We start from the raw sequence: 18,248 nt of genomic DNA on the forward strand, positions 1-18,248 counted from the left end.
GCTTATCCGAACGGCATTGACCCGATAAGGTCGCTTTTTTGTTTCCTGTCGCTGAGTAATTAGTTACTCGTCAACCAGTCCATTTAGGTCATTTACGCCATTCTTTGAGTTGGCTTCCATCGTGCTAGTTCTGGATCAAGCTTGATGCCTTGCGAAGTCAGCAGGTTAACACGTGCTAAGTAAGCCGCACCGTGCATCAGGTGCTTAGCAAGGTCGACCGCATTACGCTGCTGGTAATCATCTAGGTAGCTGTCTTTTGCCCACGCGTTGAATGCGCCAAGTGCAGGGCCAGCCCATACTTGGTAATCCATCTCACGACCTTGTTCGCCGGTGTTTGACCAACGGCTAGAAAGACCCAAGTACCAACGGAAGATCAACGCCATTTTACGCTTTGGGTTGCCTTCAGCGCGTTCTATCTGTTTAGGATCGCGCTCGTTAAAGTGCGCCACAGTCCCCGCCCAAATATCATCCAGTGTTGAACGGAATACTTGCTTCTCAAGTTTCAGGCGCTCTTCTACTGGAATCGCTTCAATGGAGTCGTAGCGTGTGTAGATCTCGTAAAGCTTGTTTGCACGCATTGGGAACAAGGTACCGCGCTTAACCACTTGCAGCTTCACGCCCATTTCGAACATGTCTGCTGCCGGAGCCATAGTCACGTCAGCCATTTCAGTTGTCGAAAGCAGCTTACGTGTGTGTTCGCTCGCGCCAGCTTCAACACAGGCTTGGTTAATAGAACCAGTAACAATGTATGCCGCGCCCATGTTAAACGTTGCTAGAGCTGCGTCAGGCGTGCCGACGCCACCACCACAACCAACACGCAGCGGTGTTTTGAATTGGTACTGAGCTTGGATCTGTTCTTTCAACGCAAGAATCGTTGGTAACAGGGTAACTAGAGGGCGGTTATCGGTGTGACCACCAGAATCCGCTTCTGCAGTAATGTCATCCGCCATTGGAACCAACTGTGCTAGCTCCATCTGTTCTGCTGTGATTCGACCTTCATCAACCAAAGCTTGCAGCATTTTCACAGGAGCAGGCTGCATGAACTTGCTTGCGACTTCAGTACGGCTCACTTTTGCGATGACTTTGTTGCCAATCTGGATTTCGCCTTTTGCATCACGGCTTAGACCAGCAGCACGATAGTGAACAATTTGCGGTGTTAAACCTAAGAAGGCTGAAGCCTCAACCGTTTTCACTTTGTGCTTCAAAAACAGCTCTACACTGCCGCGCTCTAGTGCAGGTTCACTTGGGCTGTGAATCAGGTTAAACGCGTAAGGGCCGTTTGGTAGCGCTGCTTGAATACGGTTGATCGCTTGCTCAACGCGAGACGGGATTAAGCCTGCCGCGCCAAATGAACAAAGAATGCCTGCCTGACCAAGCGCAATTACAAGCTCTTCAGATGAGATGCCGTTGGCCATTGCGCCTGCGTAGTACGCGTATTTTACGCCATGACAGCGACGAAACTCTTCGTCGCCCAAGCTTTGTGTACCGAGTGCAGGAGCAAATGCGCTAACAGGTTGGCTGTTCGCTGCACTTGCTGAATCACCCGATGTAATTTCAGCTTGTTGGCTGACGCCTAAACCTTTTTCTGGGTGGTTCACGACGTAACAAGCAAGGCTTAAGTCTTTCAATATTGTCGACATTGCTGCGTTATCAAAGCGAGTTGTGCTCTCTTCGATCTGCCAAGGCCACGGAGATAGCTTTTCGTTATTGATAGTAGTTTGAGTTGTCATACTAAATTCTTTCCTAATTCTCTGTCTCTAATGGCGGCTTAAGCTTTATTGATACCAGAAGCTTTATCGGTAGCAGGGGCTTCTTCGATACAAATTGCGATGTCTTTCACTTCGTAAATACGCAGACCATCTTTGCTCAGGTTTGCGTCACCAACGATGATGCGTTTGCCGTCTTCGTCTTTAACCGCTGTGATATGTACATCGAGAGACATCTGTTTGTTCAGAGGGTTAATCTGACCACGGTATTTCCATTTCACTTCAGATTGGATTTGACCGAACTTTGGATTGCGGAAGTCAGCGCCAAGATCTTTGTTTAGCGCATAGGTTTGCATCAGCTCGATGATCGCTTCGACACCTAGAGAACCTGGCATTACAGGATCTTGATGGAAGTGGAATTGGAAGAACCAATCACTTGGGTCAATCGTACGCTCAGCGTATAGGTAACCAAGACCGTCTTTACCACCATCGCTAGTGATCTGCACGGTATCGATAAAGTTCAAACGACCGCCGGCCAATTTGTAGTGCTCTTGTACTTCACCAGTAGACGAGACAGGTGCATTGAAGTAACGCGTCGTTTTGTCTAGCAGGTTGATGTTTACATCCGGCGTGCGGTTGTTATCAACGTGCCAAGGATGAGTCACCTTACCGTTGTCCAAACCCAGTTGGTCTTTCAGTGCTGCGCCTTTGAAGTAACCAAATACCGCTGTACCTTCGTAGAATGGCACGCCGCCAGTGCTCAGTTCGAAGCTAAAGCTCTGTACGATGTTTGTACCCATCATTACGGTTGAAAGCAGGCGAGAATCGTTGGTGATCGTTTTGCCACGCAAGTCGACGTTACGCAGCATTTTGCCGCTGCCGTCTAGGTTACGGAAAAACAGTTCTTCACCTGGGAAGCCTAGTGTGGTGCCCATGTAGCCAGAGATGAAGCCGTTTGGCTGCAGTGAAATCTCCATCAACACCGAGTAAGGCATCAAGGTATGGTGGCTGTTTTCATCAAAGTACCATGCATTTTCTGGCACTTCGTATTCAGCGATACACGATGAAGGTTTCTTGAAGTCGCCACGCTTGCCGTCGATCTCAACGACACGAGTGGTTAACTGCAAGTCGCCACACGGAGTACGTGGTGGAATCATCCCACGGTAGATAGAGAAATCAGGGCCGAAACATTTTTCGATGTCGCCAGTCGCGAATTCGAACATGTGGTATGGCGTGAATGGAACCGTATCGGGTGTGCGGTTCGGGTAATCAGGCGTTACCGGAGCTTCAACATGTTGAAGAGGAACGACACCCTTGTTTGGCGCCGTTTCTAGGTCTTCAATTTGAGCCATAAGTGGCGCATTTGCTGAAGCTTGTTGATTCACTGCTGGTGTATGGCCCAAGCTTTTATGGTCCAAGTTTTCGATAACAGGGGTCGCGACAGCTGTTTCTAAAGAAGGCAGGTAACGAGTACATTCGTCATCTTCTTTGATCATCACACCCAAGTTTTGGAAATCAACAATCACTTTGCCATTCAGTAAAATATCGATGTTAGCTTTCGCGTATGGGCGAGGGCTTAGACCAATCTCGGTCACTTCCATGCGGTAAGTCAGTTCTGCCGATTGTGGTAGAACTTGACCACGACAGCGTACTTGTTGAGGGGCATTTTCAAGCGGTTGGAAACGACCATTTTGAACAAGCGTGTGCATGCCAAGGTGCATCATGAAGAATTGCAGCAGTTGACCACAACCTTCTGCCATCAAAGAGCCAGCCATTACTGAGTCATCTTTGAAGTGACAAGGGAAGTACCAGTGCTCAGGCTCTAGCTGTTTGTGACCTTCAATCAGACCAAGTCCCCATGTGCCACCTTGCGGTTCAACACGGCTAACCTTTTCGATCATCATGAACTTCTCTGCGCTGAAGCACAAAGAAGGCTGGTGGCGATCAGATTGGTGAGTCGGGCCAAAACACTCTGCAATGTTTGCAGTCAGTAGGTGGCGCAGTTCTTGGTGGTTAAACTGGGTTTTAGGGCAGTGCAACATAGGGTCGAAACGTTGCTTAGTGGCAAGTTTACGAGCCTTGATTTCATCTTCAGTGTGAATCACGCCCTTGCCATCGGCTAGCTCTTCATCAGTGAAGAAGCCCGCACAGCCGTTATCCATTTTCAGGATCATCTTGTCGCCAACGAAACATTCGTACGAGAAGAAGAACAGTAGCGTGTCGCCATTGCGAGCAAAGCTGTTGATTGAGATGTCGTAACGCAGCGTATCGCCACCACGAGGCAAGTCGCCAAGGAAGGTCAGTGTACAATCAAGCAGGCGATAAACACGCTCGCCTTTGTTTTCGAAATCAATGCCTAAGTAGCTGATCAGCATTAGGTCACACTGACCAGATTCTACCGCTACAGCCCAAGGGATTTGACCATCAACAAGATACGGCGCATCAACTGGGATGTCGTACTCTGTGGTCATGGTGCTTGGCTTGTATTCGTTCACTGTCGCGTTGAGCTTGGTTACACGAGATACCAATAGGTAGTCTGTGGTTGGTAGGCGAACGCGGCGCGAGTAGCTATCGATGATCGCGTAGTCAGGGCCAAATACATTGGCGATGTCGCCTTCAGCGTATTCAACCAGATCATCGTAATCCCAGATACATGGTTTACGGATAGGTTTTACTGGTGCTGGTGTCGCAAGTGCGTTTACTGGCGCTGACTGAACCTGAGCTGGTTGAGCTTGCACAGGCTGAGTTGATGTTTCGGCTGAGCTATCTAAACCAGACGTAATTGCGTTTAACTGTGCTTTTAATAGCGCATCAGCCATCTGCATGCCTTGGGCTCGAGTGTGCAGGAATGCTTTGTGTACCTGTTGAGCTGCTTGCTGATTTTGAGCAAAAGCTTGGTTGTGTGGTGTTACAGACGGCTGTGATGCTGCATCCGTATTAGCGTCGATATTTGATACGCCATTTTTAGCGGATAGGACATGAGTCATATTGCTGTGGTTACCTGTTAGCTGACTGTGGCGAGTTGGCGCCAGAGTAGGGGATACTGATGTAGGAGTTTCGATGACTGGCTCTACCGCGTTCTGCGCTAATGCCTTCTTCTCTAACTCTTTTTGCGCAAGGGCTGCTTTGATGTTTGCTGTCGTTGGAATCGACGCCACTTTTGCTGCTTGTTTGCCAGAAGCTTTCTGTTGAATCGTTGCTAAGTTAGTCACTGGGGTTTGGGCAATATGTTGATAGATATCGCGACCACCGAGAGTCACTTGCTTAACCAATTGACGTTTAGCATCACTCGCCAGTTCACTGCTTAAACGAACCGATAGTGATTGAGATTCAACACTCGACTGGCTTATTAGCAGCTGTGAACATTGTCCTTCGCTGATGTTGGCAACAATCGCGCTCTTAGATCTGATATTTGGATTCAGAGACTCAAGGTTCAGGTTGAGGAGACCGTGTAGCAGGCTTGCCATGCCAGAAGCAGCGGAACAATGACCAACACGTTGACTCGCTTGAGTCGTCTTTGTGCTCGCTAAACTTAGAGACGAAGACTGATATGATGAAGACTCTGGTGCATGGTTAAGCTCAAGCAGAGAAACATCGTTCGAGCTCAGACCGACTTGAGTCAGTAACTCATCAGCAACGGCGTTGTTATTCTCGCTTGAGCCAAAGGCCAATGCGTTGATGCTGCCGTAAGCCGTATCTTGGTTGCTCGCTACTCGACCTTCTTCCACAAGAACAATTGCACCTGCGCCTTCGCCCACATTCCAACTGCCGTCTTGCGGTTGTCCGAATTTTGGATCAAGCGACACTGGGCTCACGCTGTTCTTCAGAATCACATGTTCCGCACTGCCGCTTAGGTCGACGGCTGCAATCACGACTGCATCCATGGATTCTTGCGACATCAGGTTTTGCGCGACATCGACACAACGAGCAACTGACTGTTCAGCGGCTGAAATCGTAAAGGCAGGGCCATTAAAGTCCCATAATGAAGAGATGCGCGAAGCCATGATATTGCCGATGAAACTGGTGTATTGGTTCAGTTTGGCTGCGTCCATCACACTGTCCATCGCGATGGTTTCTAGCGATTGGTATTCGTCTTGTGTTAGCTCAATACCCATGTTGGCAAAGCTGTCAGCCAATTGGCTATGCAGGTTTACGCGTCCACGGAATTGGTGCATCTCAAGCTCTGTTTCCATCGCAACGAGTACTGCAACCTTTTGGCCTGCTACAAGCTTGGCATCTTTGATGGCTTCGTCTGCAACTTTCATCAGTAGCAACTGCTGAGAGATCAAACGGTCATCTTCGTTTGGCGGCACTTTGAAGCGCAGGAAGTCGAGATCGAATTGATCGATGTACGCTCCATTTGGAATACCGTGTAAACCAAACTGATTCAGTAGTTCTGGATGTTGGTCTAAGCCTTTCCAGCGTTTCTTAGGCAAAGCAATGAAAGCATCGTTGTTGGTTTCAATCGCAGTGCTCAGCGCGTTGATACTTTGCAGAGAACCGAAGTGAGACGCGAGGCCAGTAATGCTTAAATTAGACGGCTGTAGGCTTGGAGACGCTGACTCTAAAGTCTGGTTTACATGACTGGTGTCAGAATATGCTTCAAGCAGTAAGTGAGCGTTACAACCACCGAAACCAAATACAGAAACGCCCGCACAGCGCTCTGGGTTGCCCGCTTTACTTGGCCAAGGTTGAACCTGTGTTGGCAGAGTCTGTGAGCCAAATAAACCTTCTGGCGACGATAGTGGCTTGTCTAAGTTAATACTTGGCGGAAGCACGCCTTCTTTCATCGCAAAGATCATCTTCATGATCCCCGGCATACCCGCCGCAGTCAGCAAGTGACCGAGGTTGGACTTCGCAGAGCCAATTAATGGCGGGTTAGAACCATTCAATTTGTCAGCAAAGAAACGCTCCATTGAGGTTAACTCAACCTTGTCACCTAATGGTGTGCCGGTTGCGTGACACTCAATCACTTCGATGCTGTCTGGGGTTAGGTTAGAAGCTTCGTAAGCGCGTTCAAAGGCTTGGACTTGTCCTTTGCTATTTGGGCTTAATACGAACTGACCACGGCCATCGTTCGACAAGCCGATTCCACTGACGACTGCGTAGATGTTGTCGCCATCACGCTCTGCATCAGCCAAACGTTTTAGGACTAAAACACCGGCACCTTCGCCAGCAAATAGACCTTTACTGTTGCTATCAAACGGAACCGACACACTGTGGTCAGGGTAAGCGTGGAAGATGGAGAAACCCATGTTGATAAAGAATGGGTCAGCACCGGATACCGCGCCTGCCAACATCATGTCGGCTTTGCCCGTGTTCAAGTAATCACACGCTAACTTCAATGAATACACTGAGCTTGCACATGCCGCATCTAGGCTAAGTTGCACGTTGCCTAAACCTAGCGCATCAGCCACTAACTTCGAGGCGTTGTGTGCTGCAGCACCATTGATCGGATTAAGGTCTTGCGCGGTTTCATTGGTTGGTAGCAGTGAAAACTGGTCATTAGCCAATTTAGCTTGTAGTGCCTTTTCGACGACCGAGTGATACATCGGCAGAAACAGGTCGTTCGAGCGTGTGGTTGGGAACGAAAGGGCACCCATGATCACGCCTGTGCGCTCTAAAACATCGGCATTCAGATCAATGCCAGCGTCGACTAAAGCCTTACGACTGGTGTCCAAAGCCCATAGGAAACTTTGGTCAACACCGTTGAATGACTCAGCTGTAAAGCGGTAGCCATTGCTGTCGAAATTGAAGTTTTCGATGTAGCCGCCTTTATCACAGTAAAAGCGGTCTGACTCACCTTGCACGCCCTGATAGCTTTCAGGTTCAGCACCTAATTTTTCAGCGCTTAATGTGGTTCGAGAATCTTTTTTATCCAGCAAGTTTTGCCAAAAGTCTTTTGGCGTATCAGCTTCTGGGTATTGGTTAGCAATACCGACAATCGCGATCTTATTGCACTTCACTTGCTGCTTATTCTGAGCCTGATATTTATATTGAGATGGTTTCGATTGAGAACTCATACTAGCTCTCCTTGATGATTCACTGCGCTGCCTTGAGACACACCACTTAATTGCTTAGCTGCGGTGATCTGTTGTTCTAGCCCTTGGATAAGAGGCTCGACAGACAATGGGATTTGATGAGTAATGAGCTGACCAATGCATTTGATGAGCGTGACAACATCGTCACCGCCTTTGGCATTGGAAGCGATTGTGCAGTATTGGTCTGCTACGTTGTCGCTACGATTGATCTTGTCGATCAATGTGCTGGTTTGACGATCGGCACCCACTTCGACAAACAGACGCGCACCTTGTTGACGTGCACTTTGGATCAACGCGGTGAAATCCAGCGTCGAACAGAAAGTGTCGGCAATCGAAAGGGCGATGCTGTCGCTGTCTATATTGATTGGTGCGCCAGTCGGTAGACCTGCTGCGCTGATAAAGCGGATATGCTTTGGCAACTCGTCGAACAGTGGTTGAGTGTAAAACTCACGCACTTGGCTATGCTGACTCAGCGCTGGTGTGGTGTGCATCGCAGTAACACGGTTAGCGGCAATACCACGTTTACCCAGTTTCTTGAGTAGTGCACGACATGTGCTTTCACAACCTGCTAGCACGCAAGTATCACCTTGGATGATAGCGAGATAAGCGCGTGGGAACTCTGGTAACAGAGCTTCAATCGCTTGCGCATCACTGCGAACCACAAAGCTATTCCATTGGATGCTTTCGTCGCCGTTCAGCTGCCAATCTTGACGTACTGCGGTGAGTTCGCCAGAAATAGCCGTAGTGAAGATAGGACTGGTTTGAGTCATCTCAATCAGCGCATGTGGGTTTTTCCAAACATTCAAGCTAGCCCACATGGAAGCTTCACCCTTGGAGTAACCCAAGGCGAAATCTGGCTGCACTTTGAATTCATCACACAGCAGTTGTGTTAACAGATAACTACTGCCCACACCTGCAATGGCTAATTCACTGAGCGACATTTCTTGCGAGTCTTCAGCGTAGGTTTTTTCAGCCTGCAGCATTTCTTTCAAGTCACCTTCTCGCTCTAAGCGGGCAAATAACTGTGGGAAATGGTGGTGAAAATCGCGCAACATACCGGAATAAACCGTGCCAACACCAGGGTAAACAAATGCAACGCCACCTTTGCTTTGAGGCTTTGGTGAGAAACAACTGCCTGCTGGAGTCTTGTATTGGCTATTGTCAGCCATTATTTTTGGCAACGCATTTTCTAGCGCTGTGATCTCTTGCAGTGCAGCATCGATTGAAGCCGCCTGAATCACGATATTCGCACCACAGTCAGCATTGTGTTGAGCGCTTTGGAAATGACTTAGGTTTGAATACATCAAGCTGGCGATAGCAAGTTCTCTGTCTGCCGAATCACTAACGCATTTAAGCTCAGCTCTTAGTGAGGCCAACTGAGAAACCAATTCAGTTTGCTCGCAGCCAGAAACCACAAACATCAAACTCTCGCTGGATAGCAATGGCTTTGGCTCGTGCAAACCGGTCGCTTGAGTCAATATCAGGCTGGTGGCTTTTTGGCTATCGTCACTGAAAGTTAACGCAGCAACACGTGCTTTGTTCGGCTCAGTGAACCAGTAATGGTTAGGTAATGAATGGCTCGGTAATGAACGGCTCGATATCGCATTAACCATATTCAACAACTCATTAAACTGCTGCGAAGCAGATAGGGTTGAGTATTGTTGTTGATGGCTTAAATCTGAAGCGGGGCGGCGTGACATCTCTAGAGCAAGCTGAACGCTATCTCCATTATCTAGATCGAGAGTTTCGGCAAAGCCCGCTAAATTCGCGTGTGGGTGAATCTTATTCTGAGCAGCATTCAGCGCACTTAACATCAACAATGATGGTGAGTGAGAACCCAAACAGAGTTTAGCAGCAGTGCCTAGATTTACAGTCTCAATCGCACGGCTAAGTGCTTGATTAAAATTGCCATCAACCACAACAGTTATCATGTCTGGGAACGAGAGGAATAAGTCGGCAGAAAGCTCAGCCGCGTTTGCTGGCTGAGCTAAAAGAGCGATGCGCAATGGCATAGCTTTATTAGAAGGAACAGTCACTATGACAATTGCTCCTTTTCTGGGTTCTTAGTCGCTTCTTTCTTCGGCACTGCTGAGCTAGATTTTGGCAAAAATGCGTCATTTAAGCTCTTGCTGATGGTGACTTTGGCACCTTTCATTACTGCGCTTAAACGACCATCTTGGTGGTAAAGCGAGATATCAGCTTGCAGTGAACGAGTCGTGCTTTTTATCACGCTCAGTTCTAGCCAACCTTGGTCACCATTGTGCATCGGTGCGTAACACACAAACTCACCGATTGCAGACGGTAGGCTTGCCGCGTCGTATTTCAATCGAGCCCATACCAACATGGCTTGCAACAGATAATCTTCAGCAAATGGTTGGCTATCGCCAAAGCCTTGCTTAGGAATAAATGATCCGCAGTCGCTGTTTTCAATCTGAGGCAACTGGCACTGAGCCAATAAGCCTAAGTCGTCAAAGCGCTCAACTGAGGTAATACCTTGCAATCTTGGTCCATGAAACAGAGTGCCGTCACTGTATAGAGCTTGTGCCGTTGTTACAGGTACTGAAGTGCTGGCTTCAAAGCGTTTTGTCGACGCTTGTTGAACATCTTCAGACATTTGCACAGAGGCAACTTGCAACTGAGCTTGATACTGTGGTCGTCCTTGGCAGCTGATTACTGCTTTTAGCTGATCTTTTGATTTAGCATCAGAGGAAAGAACCAGTTTCAGCTCTTTCACTTCATCAGTATCAAAAATCACACCTTTCAGCAGTTTGTAGTTGTGAACGCTAACGTTCACCCCTAACAGTTGCTCTGCGACTTCACGCATCCATTGGATGGCACACACTGTCGGTAACACTGGGTTACCGGTAATGCAGTGATCTTGAATGAAAGGCAATGCCTTTGGATCAAGATGACGTGTCACAGTAATGCTTGTATTCAGCGGACTCTCTGCAAGGTGCACAGACTCCGCATTAAGCTTTTTTACAGCAGCTTCCTTGTTGTCAGAACCTTGCATGCTCGTACCAACCAGCAGTTGAATGCCAGTTTCGTTCAGTAGTTGAGAACTAAATAGCTCTGCACCCGCCTGAAGAGGAATTACGTACACACCGCGCTCTGTAAACATACGTTTTAGTGCTGCGTTGACCATGCCACCGTCCCACGGTCCCCAGTTGAAGCTCATCACTTTCGCTTGAGGGTTACGAGCAGACAGCTGTAGAGCCGCTTTGTTCAGGATCTCGTTGGACATTGAGTAATCGCTTTGGCCTGTGTTTCCGTAGAAACCCGCCGCCGAAGAGAACATCGCAATCAGTTTTAGCTTGCTGCTATCAAGACCACCAAGAACCGCTTCTAGTCCGCCCACTTTGGTGCCGTAAACCATGTTCAGTTCATCAAGCGTTTTGTCTTGAATATGCTTGTCAGCCAGTACACCTGCACCGTGGATAAGACCTGTGATGCCTTCGAAGTTTGCCAGTGTTTTTGCTACTGACTCATGGTTCGATACATCTAGGCTTAGGTATTCAGCGCTCGCGCCGATCTCATTGAAAGCGGCAAGTGCTGCGTTGATTTCAAGGCTGCTCAATACAGGTTTTAGCAAGGCATCTACTTTCTTCGGCGTTGGTTTGTCACCTGTTGCTTGTAGGTGAGCGATAGCCGCTGGTTTTAGCTCTTTCTCTTGCTTACCTTGTGCCCACTGAGGTAGCTCAACTGAAGTAATATGCTTACTACGACCTGCAAGAACGAAATGAGATTTACATTGCTTAGCAAGCGTCAGTGCACATTCAAACGTCACGCCTTTAGCGCCACCAGTTACGAGAACTTTGTCGCTCTTGGTGAGTTGAGCGCCTGTGTTTTTAGTTTGTGCAGCGCCTGGTGTTGTCGCAATCAGTGTTGCACGACCAGATTCACCGTTTTCCGTATGGCTAAGGCCGATTTCAACCGTGTTGGTATCGATATCGAACAGTTCACCTGTGATAGCTTCAGCTAGGTGACGAGCATCAATAGAAGCGTCAGCATCCAATGCACGGCAGAATACGTTTGACCATTCATGGCTCAGTGTCTTAGTTAGACCAGATAGAGCCGCTTGGTTAAGTTCTGCATTCGCTAATTGCTTAGTATCTAGGTAACCAAAGCCACCATCGATACGGCTTAGTGTGAAGAACACGCTACGACCAGAAACGGCATTCAGTTGGCCATTTAGGTGCTTGGCGAATAAGAACGCTGTCGTCAGTGAAGCTCTTGAGTCTGCATTCAAGTTAACCGCTTGCTCGTTGCTTTGTTTAGCATCAACGATAGCTTGTAGGTGAATGAAGCCAGCAATCACTTTGTTCGACGTTTTAAGGTCTGCTTCGATGTCGTTAATAACTGCAGTCACACCAGCATCATCGACGCTGTTGAGTGTGTAGCTTGCGATTTCACTGTTTAAAGGTGACGCGGCAGAAAGAGCACTACGCACTACAGCAACTTGAATGCCGTTAGCGGTCAACTTTTCTGCTAGAACACCGGCGTTGTGACCATCATCTGTGATCACGACACAAGCGTCTTTTGAGAAACAATCGACGAGTTTATCTGCCGCTGGTAGCTTTTTTAGCGCTACCTCATTGTGTGGAGGAAGTTCCGCTGTCGCTGTTTCTGCGATAGGCGTTACTGATTCAGCTTTAGCAGTCGCTACAGGTGCAGCAACGGATAGCTTGCTTTGCATGTAGGTAACGATTTCACCAAGAGTACGACACTCAGCTAAGTCTTCAGGGTTTAGCTCTGGCAGCGTTGGTAGCTGGTCTTGAACCGTACCCAAGATCTCAACGCGTTTAATCGAATCGATACCAAGGTCAGCTTCCATGTCCATCGCTAGGTCGAGCATTTCTGCTGGGTAGCCTGTTTTGTCGGCAACCACTTCCATCATAGTTGATTGAACGTGAGCAGGGTTTAGGTCGTTGCTCGTGCTTTCTACAGTTGCTGCAGCGACTTCTGGAGCCGGTGTTGCGTTAGGATCTTCATTAGCGCCTAGCTTGCTGTTCATGCTTTTAGTATTCATGTAAGCAACGATTTCACCCAGAGTACGACACTCAGCTAGGTCTTCAGGGTTTAGCTCTGGCAAGGTTGGTAGTTGGTCTTGAACCGTACCAAGGATCTCAACACGTTTGATTGAGTCGATGCCAAGGTCAGCTTCCATGTCCATTGCTAGGTCGAGCATTTCTGTTGGGTAGCCCGTTTTATCCGCTACTACGCTCAACATTGTGCTTTGAACTTGTTCTGCGTTTAAACCGTTTGATACTGCTGGCGCAGATGCTTGAGCTGCTACTGGAGCAGAAGCTGGAAGCTTGCTGTTCATGTAGGCTACGATTTCGCCTAGAGTGCGACATTCAGCTAAGTCTTCAGGGTTTAGTTCTGGAAGAGTCGGTAATTCATCTTGAACCGTACCAAGAATCTCAACACGCTTGATTGAATCGATACCAAGGTCGGCTTCCATATCCATTGCTAGATCTAGCATTTCAGTCGGGTAGCCCGTCTTCTCTGCTACCACTTCTAACATCGTCTTCTGAACAACAGCTGCATCTAGTCCGCTAGTTGCTTGCACTGAAGTTGTTGCAGTTTGAGCGACTACAGGAGCCGAAGCTGGAAGCTTGCTGTTCATGTAGTTAACGATTTCGCCAAGAGTGCGACACTCAGCTAAGTCTTCAGGGTTTAGCTCTGGAAGAGTAGGCAGTTCATCTCGAACCGTACCAAGAATCTCAACACGCTTGATTGAATCGATACCAAGGTCAGCTTCCATATCCATTTCTAGATCAAGCATTTCCGTTGGGTAACCTGTCTTCTCAGCAACCACTTCTAGCATGGTTTGTTGAACGACTTTCGCATCAAGACCGTTAGCGGCTTGAACAGGAACGGCTGCGCTTGGCTGTGCTGCCACAGGCGCTGATGCTGGCATCTTGCTGTTCATGCTTTTACTGTTCATGTACTCGACGATTTCGCCAAGAGTACGACACTCAGCTAAATCTTCAGGGTTCAGCTCAGGTAGGTTTGGCATTTCGTCTTGAACGGTACCAAGGATTTCTACGCGCTTGATTGAGTCGATACCAAGGTCTGCTTCCATGTCCATTTCTAGATCAAGCATTTCCGTTGGGTAACCCGTTTTCTCAGCGACCACTTCTAGCATCACTTTTTCAGCATCGGCTGATTGTACTGCTACTGGTGCAGCCACAGGAGCCGGTTGTGCTTTAACTGGCACAGGCTGAGCTGCAACCTGTGCTGCCGCTTGAGCCGCTACTTGTGGTGCAGGAGCTGCTTTCTGTACTGGAGCTTTCTGAACTGTTGTATTTTGAACCGGCGCAGCTTGTACAGGAGCTGTTTGCACTTGAGCTACAGGCTGTTGAACGATAGCTGCTGGAGTAGTTTGAGTAGCTGGAGCTTGAATCACTGGCTGAGCATTTACTGGCGCAACGAAGGTTGGTTGTACCGTTTGTACTGAACCTTGTGTCAGCATATTAAGTGCTGAGTTGTTGCTGTGCGCTTGCATTTCTAGGTAATGAGCGTGAGCTTTTAGCGTTTCAGCTTGGTGCTGGTGGAACATCTCCATAGAACGCTGTAGGTTCTCAGGAATTGCTACGCCTGCTGTTGCCATTTTCGCTTGCTCAGACATTAGGGTGTTGAACGTGTCACCGTATTGCTGAGGAATTGCAAGGAACTGCTGATGTACTTCTGCTGCTTGTTGTTGAGCATTGAAGAATGATTGCAGTGAAGACTCATCAACCGTTACTGAAGCTGTTGGTTGAATAGTCGCCGATGCAGGTTGTGCCACTTGAGGTTGCTGAGCTGCTTGTGCACTTGGCGCTGCTGCAACTGACTGTTGTACATTTGAAGCTTGAGGAGCAGCCACAGGTACTTCAACGATTTCTGTTTTAATCACTTCTTTTTCCACGATTTTCTCGACTTCAACTTTCACTTGAACAATCTCAGTCTTTTCGGTGACGTTGCCCGAAGCCAATGATTGATCCATTTTCTTACGAGTAGCAGGGCTGATGTAGTTGGTTGCATTCAGCTTGATGTTCATTGGTGATGCCTTTGCAGGTTCAGCAATGTCAGCTTGGTAAGGGTCAATGTTGTCTAATGAAACACCTGTCACGCACAGTTGAACCGCAGCTAAACGAAGCTGTTGGTCACTGTCTCCTTTAGGGCTTGGGTTGATGCTGATTGCGTAAAGTTCTTCGTTTTTATCAGCCAGTGTTTTCTCAACCAGCTTTTGAAGAATGTTTTTCGGACCGAACTCAACGAATACGCGCGCGCCTGCTTCATACATCGCTTCAATTTGCTCGCTGAAACGAACCGATTGCAGCATGTGTTGTTTGAATGCTTTCTTAATCGCTTTAGCGTCTTTGCTGTGCAGTTTGCCCGTTGCGTTTGAGTAAAGCGGCAGCGTTGGAGCGCTAAATGAAGCTTTATCAATTGCAGCTGCAAATGGCTTTTGAGCATGAGCAACAAGCGGGGTGTGGAAAGCACCAGATACTGGCAGAGCAATTGCTTTGAAGCCTTGCTCAGTTAGCGCTTGGGCTGCCTGCTGAACGGTTGCTGTTGGACCAGCAATAACCAATTGAGTCGGAGCGTTGTAGTTGGCAATGCTCACGCCTTCGAATTGGCTGATGCAGCTTTCAACGGCTGGAAGTTTGTCTGCGTCTAGAATGACCGCAAACATAGTACCGCTGTCGCCTTGTTCAGGTGTCGCCGCCATCGCATCGCCACGAGCGAAAGCTAGTTGGTAGTAATCGTCTTGCGAGATAACACCCGAAGCACATAGTGCGCTTAGTTCACCAAAGCTGTGGCCTGCAACCATGTCTGCTTTGAAGCCAGCTTGAGTCATGATGTCGAACTGACCCATAGACACAGTACCAATTGCACTTTGCGCATTGGCCGTGTTGGTTAACACCGCTTCTTGAGCTTTGGTTGCTTCTGGTGTGAAGGTTGGAATGGGGAATAGAATTTGGGACAGAGCCGTCTTCTTGTGCTGACCAAATACTTGGTCCGCTTGAGCAAGCTGTTGGCGCATCTCTGGGTAATGACAAGCAAGCTCGCGACCCATGTTGAGATATTGCGAACCTTGACCTGCAAATAGCGCTGCTACTTTACTAGTGCCGTTTTCAGCAATCAGTGCTGACTCACGGTAGCTAGTACCGTTTGGCATCTGCCAATGTGCTTTGGTTTGGCTCTCAAGCATAGGAATCGCTTGAGTCAGTTGCGCTTGAAGGTCTGCTTGGTCAGTTACAACTAAACCAAGACGAGCATGCTTAGCGTCAACTTCGCGTAGAGCGTGTTGCTCAGCAAGCGCTTCCAGTTTGAACGCTGCATCTGCAGTTTGAGTTGAAACCTGTTTAAGTTCATTGATCAGTGCTTGACGAGATTCTGCGCTGAATAACAGAGTTTGCGGCACTTGGCGTTGACGGTATTTGTCACCGCGAGTGTGCTCTGGTGTGTACTCTTCCAATACCACGTGGAAGTTAGTGCCACCAAAACCGAATGAGCTGATACCTGCACGGCGTGGTGTGCCGTCGACACGTTTCATCCAAGGGCGCGTTTGTGTGTTTAGGTAGAACGGCGAGTTTCCGATATCCAGTTTAGGATTCGGAGCCGATACGTTAATCGTTGGCGGCAGTACTTTGTGGTGCAGTGCTAAGGCAGCTTTGATTAAACCTGCAGTACCCGCGGTTGATTTAGTGTGACCAATTTGAGATTTCACAGAGCCTAACGCAATGTGTTGCTTCTCTTCATTGTTCTCACTGAATACCGAGTTTAAGCCACCAAATTCAGCAACATCGCCTGCTGCAGTACCTGTGCCGTGCGCTTCTAGTAGGCCAAGCGTGTGCGGTGCGAAACCTGCATCATCATAAGCACGTTTGAGTGCTTTTGCTTGTCCTTCAGGGCGAGGCGCGTAAATACTCTTGAACTTACCATCCGAAGAAGAACCGACACCTTTAATCACTGAGTAGATTCTGTCGCCGTCACGTTCAGCATCTTCAAGGCGCTTAAGAGCAACCATGCCGATGCCTTCACCAATCATCATACCTTTTGAATCGATGTCGAAAGGTTGAATGGTTTCGTTTGTAGTGAATGCTGGGGTTTTAGAGAAGCTCATGTACATGGTTGGTGAGTTATCAGTACACACACCACCAGTGATCATCATTTCACTGCGGCCTTCAACCAGCTCGCTCAGTGCCATGCGCATTGCGGCTAGAGAACCTGCACACGCAGCATCTACTACACAGTTGATGCCACCAAGGTCAAAGCGGTTAGCAATACGACCTGAAATTACGTTACCTAATGAACCAGGGAATGAGTTCTCTTCCCAGTGGATGTATTGGTCTTGGAATTTTTTGATCAGCATTTCGCTGTCTTCGTCGTTGATGCCACTGCTCTTGAAGACTTTTTTCAAAACAGGGTATTGAAGACGAGCATTCAAGCTTTGAGCGATCTTCTGACCACCGCCTACACCGAGTGTAATACCGATCTTATCGCGATCGTAACCTTCAGGAAGTTTCGCATCTTCAAGTACTTCTTTTGCCACGATCAGAGATAGCAGCTGTGACGTATCAGTCAGTTCTAGGATATTTGGCGGAAGGCCGAATTCCATAGGGTTGAAGTCAACTTCTGGGATGAAGCCACCGCGCTTACAGTAAGATTTGTCTGGCGTAGTACGATCTGAATCGTAGTAATCTTCTGGGCGCCAGTGTGTATCAGGCACTTCGGTAATTGCATCGATCTTTTCGCTGATCAAATCCCAGAATTTGTTTAGGTAGCGAGAGTTCGCAAACATGCTTGCCATACCAACGATAGCAATAGGCATGTCTTTAAGACGTTTATTAAGTCGAGTGTCGTCGACTGATTCCGGTGTATTTTTTTCGGGTTGGCTCATTATGAGTCTCCACTTGAAATCACTGAGGGCGATGTCGTGTTTTGAGGCTGCGCTTTTAATTGAATCGAAAATAAATCTGAAACAGATTTGGGCAAACGCAGCTGAAGAGTAAGGCTGCCGAAAGTTGGCCACCTGACTGAAATAGGGGGTGCGAAGTTCATTGACTTGCAGACGTTGAGAACGTGTTTCATGCGTGAAGGGGGTATTCGAATGTGAGGTTAATGTCCATTTAAATCCTGTCCAAAGTACTGCTTTATGCAAAGCAGGTATCCGCAATAAAAACGTGTGAATTTGTTTAATGGTTGAGCAGGCTACCCGAGGTGAGTGGCCGATACAATGCTCCCAGAGGCCACTATGATCTGTTCAGACCAGATGATTTTACTGAACTTTTGTTTTTTGTATTTTTAATGAAATTAAATTATTGATAATTAATGGATATGAGTAGTTTTTTAGTGTTTATGCTCTATTTTTTGACTTGGTGAGATCTATGTCAGATTTTTGTAAGTAACATTTAATAGATGACTGTTACGTAAGGCTAAGTGTGATCTGTGTTTTAATTTGTTATTATTTGAAAAATTAGTTTTAAGTCCGCATATGAAGGGTGTT

General features: G+C 47.9%; 4 protein-coding genes. All 4 read right to left on the reverse strand.

Annotated features, from left to right (window positions below; genetic code table 11):
• Positions 1 to 92: 92 nt before the first annotated feature.
• The 4 genes from pfaD to AB4384_RS02670 are packed head-to-tail and all read right to left on the reverse strand — an operon-like array spanning position 93 to position 17,642.
• Positions 93 to 1,730 (reverse strand): eicosapentaenoate synthase subunit PfaD, encoded by a 1,638-nt coding sequence (pfaD, locus tag AB4384_RS02655; RefSeq protein WP_372128839.1) that lies wholly within the window; start codon positions 1,728 to 1,730, stop codon positions 93 to 95.
• Positions 1,731 to 1,768: 38 nt separating this feature from the next.
• Positions 1,769 to 7,729 carry a beta-ketoacyl synthase N-terminal-like domain-containing protein gene (locus tag AB4384_RS02660; RefSeq protein ID WP_372128841.1) on the reverse strand — a complete coding sequence of 1,987 codons (5,961 nt, stop codon included), beginning with the start codon at positions 7,727 to 7,729 and terminating at the stop codon, positions 1,769 to 1,771.
• Positions 7,726 to 9,783 (reverse strand): PfaB family protein, encoded by a 2,058-nt coding sequence (locus AB4384_RS02665; protein ID WP_372128843.1) that lies wholly within the window; start codon positions 9,781 to 9,783, stop codon positions 7,726 to 7,728. Before AB4384_RS02665 ends, AB4384_RS02660 begins: the two co-directional genes overlap by 4 nt.
• Positions 9,783 to 17,642: a phosphopantetheine-binding protein gene (locus AB4384_RS02670; protein ID WP_372128844.1), complete on the reverse strand. Its 7,860-nt coding sequence runs from the start codon at positions 17,640 to 17,642 to the stop codon at positions 9,783 to 9,785. Before AB4384_RS02670 ends, AB4384_RS02665 begins: the two co-directional genes overlap by 1 nt.
• Between the last annotated feature and the right edge of the window lie 606 nt (positions 17,643 to 18,248).

The organism is Vibrio sp. 10N.261.51.A4 (genome assembly GCF_041471945.1).
GTDB classification, from domain to species: Bacteria; Pseudomonadota; Gammaproteobacteria; order Enterobacterales; family Vibrionaceae; genus Vibrio; species Vibrio crassostreae_C.

Coding starts and splice junctions, on each gene's coding strand:
- AB4384_RS02670 (WP_372128844.1), bottom strand. CDS start 17,642: ATGAGCCAACCCGAAAAAAATACACCGGAATCAGTCGACGACACTCGA.
- AB4384_RS02660 (WP_372128841.1), bottom strand. CDS start 7,729: ATGAGTTCTCAATCGAAACCATCTCAATATAAATATCAGGCTCAGAAT.
- pfaD (WP_372128839.1), bottom strand. CDS start 1,730: ATGACAACTCAAACTACTATCAATAACGAAAAGCTATCTCCGTGGCCT.